This window comes from Stutzerimonas stutzeri (genome assembly GCF_000935215.1).
Taxonomy (GTDB): Bacteria; Pseudomonadota; Gammaproteobacteria; order Pseudomonadales; family Pseudomonadaceae; genus Stutzerimonas.
The window spans coordinates 1-9,553 of sequence record NZ_JXXD01000077.1 but is presented as its reverse complement, the minus strand read 5'-3'; the positions used below and the strand labels follow the sequence as shown (position 1 = coordinate 9,553).

Annotated in this window: 9 protein-coding genes and 2 pseudogenes; all 11 read right to left on the bottom strand. The window is 62.2% G+C overall.

Annotation, left to right across the window (positions count from 1 at the left end):
* A pseudogene (locus LO50_RS09405) lies at positions 1–172 on the bottom strand (ribbon-helix-helix protein, CopG family); the annotation flags it as partial.
* Positions 169–2,166 carry a conjugal transfer protein TraG gene (locus tag LO50_RS09400; RefSeq protein WP_044314815.1) on the bottom strand — a complete coding sequence of 666 codons (1,998 nt, stop codon included), beginning with the start codon at positions 2,164–2,166 and terminating at the stop codon, positions 169–171. The gene LO50_RS09400 and the pseudogene LO50_RS09405, both read right to left, overlap by 4 nt.
* Before the next feature lie 227 nt (positions 2,167–2,393).
* The gene (locus tag LO50_RS09395) at positions 2,394–2,657 is read right to left on the bottom strand and encodes an EexN family lipoprotein (protein WP_044314814.1); all 264 of its coding nucleotides are present in this window, start codon (positions 2,655–2,657) and stop codon (positions 2,394–2,396) included.
* Positions 2,654–3,598, bottom strand: a complete 945-nt coding sequence (locus tag LO50_RS09390; RefSeq protein ID WP_044314813.1) for a LysR family transcriptional regulator — start codon at positions 3,596–3,598, stop codon at positions 2,654–2,656. The genes LO50_RS09395 and LO50_RS09390 overlap by 4 nt, the downstream gene beginning before the upstream one ends.
* 6 nt (positions 3,599–3,604) lie before the next feature.
* Positions 3,605–4,278, bottom strand: a pseudogene (locus LO50_RS25695) (MIP/aquaporin family protein).
* Positions 4,279–4,428: 150 nt separating this feature from the next.
* Entirely contained in the window at positions 4,429–5,514 is a 1,086-nt protein-coding gene (locus LO50_RS09380) for a methyltransferase domain-containing protein (RefSeq protein ID WP_044314812.1), read from the bottom strand.
* 33 nt (positions 5,515–5,547) lie between these two features.
* Positions 5,548–5,730, bottom strand: coding sequence for a hypothetical protein (locus LO50_RS09375; protein ID WP_044314811.1), 183 nt, complete (start codon positions 5,728–5,730; stop codon positions 5,548–5,550).
* A 96-nt stretch (positions 5,731–5,826) separates the two neighbouring features.
* On the bottom strand, positions 5,827–6,024 hold the full coding sequence (locus tag LO50_RS09370) for a hypothetical protein (protein WP_044314810.1): 198 nt from the start codon (positions 6,022–6,024) through the stop codon (positions 5,827–5,829).
* Between the two features lie 12 nt (positions 6,025–6,036).
* Positions 6,037–6,930, bottom strand: a complete 894-nt coding sequence (locus LO50_RS09365) for a permease (protein ID WP_033946864.1) — start codon at positions 6,928–6,930, stop codon at positions 6,037–6,039.
* 54 nt (positions 6,931–6,984) lie between these two features.
* Positions 6,985–7,365: a PadR family transcriptional regulator gene (locus LO50_RS09360; protein WP_044314809.1), complete on the bottom strand. Its 381-nt coding sequence runs from the start codon at positions 7,363–7,365 to the stop codon at positions 6,985–6,987.
* Between the two features lie 153 nt (positions 7,366–7,518).
* A complete protein-coding gene (locus LO50_RS09355) occupies positions 7,519–9,501 on the bottom strand; it encodes a relaxase/mobilization nuclease domain-containing protein (protein ID WP_044314808.1) in 1,983 nt (660 codons plus the stop codon).
* Between the last annotated feature and the right edge of the window lie 52 nt (positions 9,502–9,553).

Here is a 9,553-nt window from a genome sequence, read left to right as displayed (position 1 = left end):
CCAGCCGTTTGGCGATGGCGGCCTCGCGCTGGTCGCCCGCGTCTGGCGACAGCCAGGACGCCAGCGCCGCCGCGACGATGGACGACTTGGACACGCCTTTCTTGGCGGCCAGTTCTTCCAGGCGCTTGGCGTGCTCGTGCTGAATGAACAGGTTGAGGCGGTATTGGCTCATAGGTCGATTCCGTCGTTGGGGTCGAGGGAAGCCAGCCGGGCCGTGCGCTGCATGGCCGGGTCGAGCTGGCCGGGAAGCGGCAGCGGCAGGTCGTCGTCATCGAGCAGCGCGAGGTCGGAAGCGTGTGCGTCCGGCTCGGGGTCGTAGGCGACCGTTTCGAAGAGTTCGGGCTGGCGGCGCAGGCCGCCGTCGTCGGCGCCGCCGGGGTCATCGGCGGATGCCGTGGCCGGCGCCACAGGCACGGTCGGGATCGCCAGGTCGCTCCAGTCGTCGAGCCGCGATGGCGGCGCGTCGGCGTACTGCCCGGCTGCCAGCGTGGGCGGCGGTAGTACGCGGCGCTTGAAGTTGGCATCGGCGTAGTAGCGCAATTTCTTCGCCTTGATCGGCGCGACGCTGGACACCATCACCACCGATTCGTCTGGCGGGAGTTGCATCACTTCGCCAGGCGTCAGCAGTGGCCGTGCGGTTTCCTGCCGCGACACCATCAGATGGCCCAACCACGGCGCGAGCCGGTGGCCGGCATAGTTGCGCTGCGCACGCAGTTCGGTAGCCGTGCCCAGGGTTTCGGAAATGCGCTTGGCCGTGCGTTCGTCGTTGGTTGCAAACGTCACGCGAACGTGGCAGTTGTCGAGGATGGAATGGTTTTGCCCATACGCCTTGTCGATCTGGTTCAGGCTCTGAGCGATGAGAAAGCTGCGGATGCCATAGCCGGCCATGAAGGCAAGCGCGGACTCGAAGAAGTCCAGGCGGCCCAACGCCGGGAACTCGTCGAGCATCAGCAGCAGTTTGTGGCGACGGGCGATGCCGTCGGAGCCGTCGAGCGATTCGGTCAGCCGCCGCCCGATCTGGTTGAGGATCAGCCGAATCAGCGGCTTGGTACGGCTAATGTCCGAAGGCGGTACCACCAGATAGAGCGATACCGGATGCTCGGCGGAAATCAGGTCGGCGATGCGCCAGTCGCAGCGCGACGTGACTTCGGCCACGGTCGGGTCGCGGTACAGGCCGAGAAACGACATGGCGGTGGAGAGCACACCCGACCGCTCGTTGTCCGACTTGTTGAGCACTTCGCGGGCAGCGGACGCGACAACCGGGTGCGGTGCATCGGCCAGGTGCTTCGTCGTCATCATCCGGTGCAAGGTCAGCTCGAACGGGCTGGCCGGGTCGGAGAGGAAGTTGGCAACGCCGCGCAGCGTCTTGTCCTTGCCCGCATAGAGCACATGCAGGATGGCTCCGACCAGCAGCGCGTGGCTGGTCTTCTCCCAGTGGTTGCGCTTCTCCAGCGCCCCTTCGGGGTCAACGAGAATGTCCGCGATGTTCTGCACGTCGCGCACTTCATGCGCGCCGCGCCGTACTTCCAGCAGCGGGTTGTAGGCTGCCGACTTTGCATCGGTCGGGTTGAACAGCAGGCAATGTGAGAAACACGAGCGCCAGCCGGCGGTGATCTGCCAGTTCTCGCCTTTAATGTCGTGAATGACGGCGGATGCGGGCCACGAAAGCAGCGTGGGCACCACCAGGCCGACGCCTTTGCCCGAGCGCGTGGGCGCGAAGGTCAGGACGTGTTCCGGGCCTTCGTGGCGCAGGTACTCGTTGCGGTACTTGCCCAGGAACACGCCAGCCGGTTGCGTCAGCCCGGCCTTGCGAACGTCATCCGCTTCGGCCCAGCGTGCCGAGCCGTATGTGGTGACAAGGCGCGATTGCCGGGAGCGCCACACCGACATGGCGATGGCGACCACCACCGCCACCAAGCCGCTACCGCCCGCGATGGCCCCGCCAATATCGAAGACATGCGGCGCGTAGGCATCGAAGAAAAACCACCACTCGAACAGCCGCCAGGGGTGATAGACCGGCGTGCCGAAGAAATCAAACCAGGGCGAGCCAAGGCGTAGTTGATAGCCCAGGGCGGCTGCTGTCCATTGCGTTGCACTCCATACGCCGGCGATCACGATGCCGAAGACGGCGGCGATCTGCCCGAACAGCACGCCCTGAGCTTGCATGACTGACCTCCGATTCCTGCGCTATTCCTCGTTCAAGAGCGGCACAAGGACGTGCCGCATAGCGTGAGAATCGGTGCCGGGTCAGTGCCGGTCAAAGACCGTTATCGGAAGCAAGATGATGCAAAAAGCATCGTTTCAGGCTGCAAAGAAACCAGTAAAAACACCGCAGGCGCGAGCGTGCTGCGGCGTGTTGGCAAAGAAGACAGGATTTTTGCGAAAGACTGCGATCAGAACTTCGGTGGCGTTTCCAATGGCGTGTAGGGTGTCTTGCCGTCGCCATAGAACCGCTTGCGCGTGGCTTCGGCTACCCGGTTGCACAACATGTCGCCAAGCGTCGCGCGGTCGGTTTTGCATTGCTGGCGTAGTTCCTTCAACCGTGCCGGGTCGGCAGCCAGTTCCTCCACGGTCGGTACGTTGGCCTGCTTGGGTGTCTCCGACGGGCCGCAGGCCGTTAGCACGGCGACCACAAGCATAGGTGTTATTCGCTTCATAGCTCGAATTCCTCCTGTGATTCGGACTGAGGTGGCGGCACGGGCCTCCCACCTTCGGGCAAGTCGATCACCTGCACCCGTTCGATGAATCGGGACAACACTTCCGAACGCTCGTCTTCGCGTCGCAACAAGTAGGTTGTCAGCATTGGCGAGCGGCCCGCCAAGGGCCGGGCCACAACGCCAGGTTCCCGGTTGGACACGATATGCGGAGCACCAGCCAGCCCCAGGGCGAAGCCGGCCGATACGACCACCATCATCAAGTCGAATGAGGCAACACGTTCGACGATCAGAGGCTCCCGGTCAGAGCGGCGCAGCACACGTTCAACCTGTCGCGCGTAGCCCTCACATGCTTGCGGGTCGCAGAGAACCAGCGGAAAGTGCAGCACTTCGTCCAGCGGGATGCGTCGGTGCTTGAGCAAATGATGGCGTGCTGGCACCGCCACCATCAGCGGGTCATTCCACACGGCTTCGGCGGCGATACCTTCGCCTACTTCATCCGATTGCGCGAAGCCCACGTCGTACAAGTCGTCTTGCAGCCCCTTGATTTGCTGCGACAAGGGCACCTGAAACAGCCGGATATCGACTTCTGGTTCCTCCTGCCGGCAAAGTGCGAGCAAGGTCGGTAGGCGCGGCGGCGTGATGCCATCGGACAGGGCAATACGCAACTGGCCGTGGAAGCCATTGGCCGCAGCCTTCACGCTGTCGCGGGCCTGCTGCAAGGCAGCGAACACGCGCGGAACATGCTCCAAAAACAGCTTGCCCGCCCGCGTCAGGCGCGTGCTTCGGCTGGTTCGGACAAACAACTGTTCACCCAAGTCTTCCTCCAACTCCTTGATAGTGCGCGACAGCGGTGACTGCTCGATATGCAGTCTCTCAGCCGCGCGGGCGAAGTGGAGTTCTTCAGCGACTGCAATGAAGTAACGCAGATGTCGTAATTGCATGGCCGCTCACGATTTCTTCGATTCTGCATCGCTGCATTTCGGCAGCGCAGCGGGTTTTTCCATCAAGACGAAAACCAAGACAGCGAGCAGCGCCCCGGATAACGGTGCCAGCCAATAGATCCAGTGGTTTTCCCAGTGATGGCTGAACAGCGCAGGCCCAAAACTTCGCGCCGGATTCATGCCTGCGCCTGTGATGTGTCCACCGACCAGTGCCCCCAAGAACACCACCGAACCAATGATCAGTGCACTGGTAGTTCGCAGCACGGTCAAAACCAGGAAAAAAGTCAGAATTGTCTCCACCATGAAACCGTTCGCCAGGCTGACGCCGGTGCCGATTCGGGTGGTGCCCGCTTCGATCCGTTGCCAGAAGAGGGCGAACAAAGTGGCCGACGCCAGACAGGCGCCAATGATTTGCGCGATGTGTAATAGAGCAGGCATCTATACGAACACCTGCCAGTAGCGCAGAGCGAAAGTGTCACCACGGGGTTAAGGTGGGCACTGCTTGACGTCGAAATACCGCCAATGATGCAGGTCACGCTGACCCCAAATGCAAGCGCAACGCCGAGATAACTGACCGCGTCACCTTGCTTGCTCAGTATCGCTGCGCCCGCCCCGATAAAAATCAGCGCGAAAACCCCAATCAATTCGGACAGAAAATATTTCCACTGTGTAGGAAGCATACGAACTCCTCCGTGGACTACCCGTTCTTGTTCAATGCAGCGCCCCTTTTACGCAGCATTCCTATCCTCTTTCGCTTGAAAACGCCGAGATCAGGAAGGCATGATCGGCCGTCCTGATCTCACTTCGTGTTGCACGCAAAATGGGGGCTCCTAGCATCCGCACCCAGCGGGGCCGCAAACGCCCACATCGGCCAGCGTCGGCACTGACTCAATCTGCGGCGTACCACACTGGAAAAGGCCATAGTGTCGGCGGCCGTCGCCAATCACATCGAACAAGATCCGATAACGACTCTTGCTGATCATGTCGGCCGTATTGCGACATACCGGTACCGCCCGACCGGTATCGAAAGCATGGCCGTTGTCCAGCACGAATCGGTCGGGGGCTTCCGGCAGGTTGCCTTTGTAGATGGCAACCTGCCCGTAATCCTCGCAACGGTCTTCCAAATCCATCTTGAACAGGCGCAAGGTGATCGAGTACAACTTGGCGCCCCCGAGCTTTGCTTCGATGGCGGGATTGGCGATGGTCTTCAGGCTCTTGGCGGTAACTCGCACATCAAGGAAGCCGGCAGCCTGTGCCAAACGCACGAAGTCCTCGAAATACAGCGCATCACCGATGCACTCGCCGACGATAAGCGGATCGTCTTTCAACCCAGGGGCTAGCCTGCGGTCCGAGAAGATATCGGCGAAGTAGATTTCGCCGCCAGGCTTGAGCAGTTTGGCCATACCTGCCAGCACATCGGCCTTGGTCATCGACAGGTTGATCACGCAGTTGGAAACGATGACATCTATGCTCTCCGGCGGCAGGTCGAGCTGATCCAGGGCTTCGATATTGCCTTGCAGGAAGCGGACGTTGCTTTCGGTGTGGCCGAAGACCTTGCGGTGGTGCTCCACATAGCTCTGCGCGAAAGCGATCTGTTCGGCTGTGGCGTCCACACCGATGACCTTGCCTCGCTCGCCCACCAGGCTAGACAGCACGAAGCAGTCGCGTCCGCCGCCGCAGCCCAGGTCCATCACGGTTGCGCCCTCCAGCAGCGGGGGGAAGGGCGCACCACAACCGTAGAAGCGCATCTGCACATCGTCGTGTATTTGCGTCAGGATAGCTTTGATGGCGTCTGATGGCGGCTCGTCCGCTGTGCAGACATTGGTCGCCAAATCTTGCTTATCCGTCAAGGTGTCCCCGTAGTAGTGCTGAACTTCCTCGATCCGCCGTTCCAGGGTTGGAGCTTGATTGTTCATGGACTGTCTTCCTTTGAGTTGAAGGGTTTAAGGTCAGTGGGCAGCCATGCGGCCCAACAAGTCGATGCCGACAGGCTCCTGCGCCTGCAACGGAATCATGGCGAAGCGATGGGCATGCTGGCCGCGCGCGTCGGCAATCAGCGGCAGTTCGCGGTTGGCGCGCGTCACCAGGAATGGCGATGCCGGACGGGCGGCAGCCAAGCTGTTGTTGATCACCCTAGCCCAAGGCTCAATCTACGCGCGGAGCATGTCGTGTTGCAGGCTCACCGTTTCCAGCACCGGCGTGGTTTCCACCTTGATAGGTCGATTGGGCTACCGGGCGGCAGGTGGCTGCTGAGTGGCATCATCGTCCTTGACCTCCTCAATGCGCACCGCGCAACATGCGGATTTCTTGGCGACGGGCATTGGGGTCATTTCCGTCTTGGGCACTTCTTCGATGCGCACCGCGCAGCAAGCCGAGTCCTCCTGCTTACCAAACAAACGCGCTATAAAGCCCTTTTTCTCTGACATGGTCTTTCTCCTTCAAATAAACAACAGATTGGCGACGTAACCCACGCTGATGGCGACCGTGAAGATCGTCAGCACGAACACTGCCACCAGTCGGGGCCGGAAGATCGTGTTGAGCAGCGTGACTTCGGGAATGCTGGCACCTGCGCCAGCGATGATCAGCGCCGCTACCGCGCCGATGCTCATGCCTTGGGACTGCAAGGCCATACCAATCGGAATCAGGGTTTCAGCGCGGATGTATAGCGGCACACCGATAGCAGCGGCCACGGGAATTGCGAACGGGTTGTCGGCACCTGCCATAGTGGCGATCCACTCGCCGGGTACCACGCCATAAATTAGCGCGCCAATGCCCGCGCCGATCAGCAGGTAGGGCAAGGAAGTCTTGAACAAAGCAAAGGCCGCGCTGCCAGCTCGGCGCAGGCGCGATTTGAAGTCGGTCGGCCCTGCAATTTCGCTCTCGCCCACCACACGCACCTTCTTTACGTCGCGCTCCAGGCCAAAGAGCTGCCAGACCGCGCCCACTGCCACCGCCAGCACAAAGGACGCGGCGCCATAGAAGACGGTGAACTTCCAGCCGAACAACGTGACCAGTAAGCCCAGGATCACCGGATTGAGGATGGGCGAGGAAACTAGAAAGGACATGGTGGCGCCAAATGGCGCACCGGCGTTGAGCAAGCCGACCGTGACCGGAATGGTCGAGCAGGAGCAAAACGGCGTGACTGCCCCCAGCCCGGCACCGACGATGTTGCCACGCAGGCCTCGCCCGGTCAGCAGGCGTTGCACCGTGCTGGCTGGTACATACTCCTGCATCATCGCCACCATGAAACTGACGACGAAGAACAGCGCGATGAGCTCGGCGCTGATCATGGCGAAGAACTGCAGGGTTTCGGTGAGTGTGTTCAGGTTCATTATATATTCCTGATCAATGCATAGATGGTCAATGTTTATATTCAAAAAAAACCGTCATTGCTGACGGGTGATGTGCGCAGCCACCTCCATCCAAGCATCTACCGCTACCGTGAAGGCTTCGCGGCCCTTGTCGGTCAACGTGTAGACCTTGCGTCCACGGCCCGCAACCGTTTCGGTATGCGCGGTGACATAGCCGCCCTGCTCGAACTCGAGCAACACCGGGTAGATAGTGCCTTCGGTGGGGGCGCAACAACCTTGGGTCGAGCACTCCACTTCACGTGCGATCTCATAGCCGTGCATGGGCCGCTTTTGCAGCACGCTCAGAATGAAGAACTTGGACAGGCTCATCTTGATGATGCCGCTCCAATACAACCGGTCGGTATAGTCCACCGGTGTGCGCTCTACGGTCTTGAGGGAAGTCGTCGATTTATCCATGAACCCAATTATATACCTTGTCCATCAAGGTATCAAGCGGCAACCGAAAAATCCCCTCCTGGGGCGGTGCCTGGCCGGATAGAGGGCGCTCGCATGAGTCTGCGACCACAAGTGAAGCATCACGAGCCACGGCACACATGACAAATTCAGTCTTTAGCCGACAGACGGGCCGCGCTGGCGGCCGAATTCCCAGGAGGCATGCCCGCCGCGGACCGTGGCGGCCAGGGATTGGCCCAGCCGCTGTTCGATGACGGGCTTCCAAGGCACGAGCGTGAAACCCAAGCCGTCGTCCAGCATGGCGAAGCGCCCGCTGGCGAGCATGATGGAGCGCCGATAGATGCCGGCCACGCGCTGCCCGTCGGCCACCGGGCGATGCTCCAGGCCGGTTTCCGCCGCTATGTCCTTGGCGGCCTGCGCCAGCTCCCGATTACGCAGCGTGCCCAGCAGGTTTCGGGCGAGGATGACGCGTTGGCTGCGTCGTTGGGCCAGCCCCTGTTCTTCGAGGAAGTCGGCACGCTGCTGCATGGCCTGCTTGGCGTCGCCGCCAAAGCCCAGGTCGCCCAGCCCACGACCGCTGCTGATCAACTGCTGGTCGAGCCAGGTGGCCCCGATCACGCGGGCCTGCCGCTCGATGGGCAGGTGAGATTTCAGCTCCACCGCCACGCCGCCCAGGCGCTGTGCGTCGTACTGGCGGCCACGCTCGGTCAGGTCGTCCGGCACCTTCCATAGCCCTTCGGCGACGCGCTCCACGATACCGGCTCGGCGCAGGGCTTCCAGCCGCCGGACATGCGACGCGACAACTTCCTGCGGGTCGCGCCCATCCTTGGCACGGCCCTGTTCGATTACCAGGTGGTGATTGGCGCGGTACAGGCCATCGCTCGCCAGCGCGGCGATGTTCTTGTCGGCTGCACGCACGTCGGCCGAACCTTTCACTTCCACCACCGCGCCCGTGGGATAGTTCGCCAGCTCGTCGCGGGCATTCAGCGCGACGTAGTGGGCCTTACCGTCCGTACCGTCGATGACCAGATAGCCCCGGTCGTGCAGTTCGTCAGCCAGCCCCTTCGCGGCCACACGGCCAAGGATGGTTCTGCCATCGTCGCCTGGCTCGAACACCGCCAGCTCACGCGGCTGCTCGCTCATGGCCCGCTGCATCGTGCGGATAATGTCGCCACGCTCGCCCAGGGCACGCAGGGTCTTTTCCGCATCGGCATGAATGGCCCAGGTGCCGGGCTGCGTCTCGTCGGCCAGGCCCAGACGCTGCAAGCGTTGCAGGCGGCCGATCAGCAGCAGGCGTTGGCGTTGCAAGTTCGGCTCGCTGAAGCGTTCGATCTGCACCCGGCCATCCTCGCCGGCTTCGCGCTGCAAGGTGCGATCCAGGCTTGTCCACCGCGCCTGTTCTACCTCGCGCCCCAAGGTCTGCTGGATCTCCAACTCGGTGCGCTGCCCCAGCCATTCGGTCGCCAGTTCGGCGGCACGATGGCGGAAGCCGTGGGCGATGTAGTCGCCCGCGATGATGAGGTCTTTGCCGGTGTCGTCGCGTCCGCGCACGATCAGGTGGGTGTGCGGGTTGTCGGTGCTCCAGTGATCGACCGCTACCCAATCCAGTCGCGTGCCCAGGTCGGCTTCCATGCGGTTCACCAGATGCTGTGTGTAGGTGCGCAAGTCGTCCAGTTCCGCGCCGTCTTCCGGGGAAACGATGAAGCGGAAATGGTGCTGGTCGTCGGTGCAGCGTTCCTTGAAGGCATCCAAGTCGGCTTCGTCGGCCTGCGGCCCGTAGGCCCGGCCCGGTTCGCCATCACGGCCCGCGCCGTCGCGTTCGACATAGCGCAGGTGCTTGGCGAGAGACTGTGGGCTGGCCCGCTGGTGATTGACCAGCAGCGTCTTGATGGTCACGCGCCGCGACATGGGCGTTAGCTTCGCCCCGGCGAAGCGCGCTGCCGTGTGGCCGCGCCCCAGGCGCGAGCCGGGACGCTGGCCGGTGCCAGCCGCCCCAGGACGGCGCACCGCCGACTTGCCGCTGCTGGCTTTGCCGGCCTGCTTGAGCACTTTGGAAACAAAGCTCTGCCCCTGGCCCTTGCCCCGGTTCTTCGGGGCGCTTGGGCGCACGAGGAAATCGTCGTCGCGGCGGTCGGTCATGGCCGTTCTCCCGGCAAGCTCTGGCGTGTCCAGTCGTGCGAAGCACGCGGAC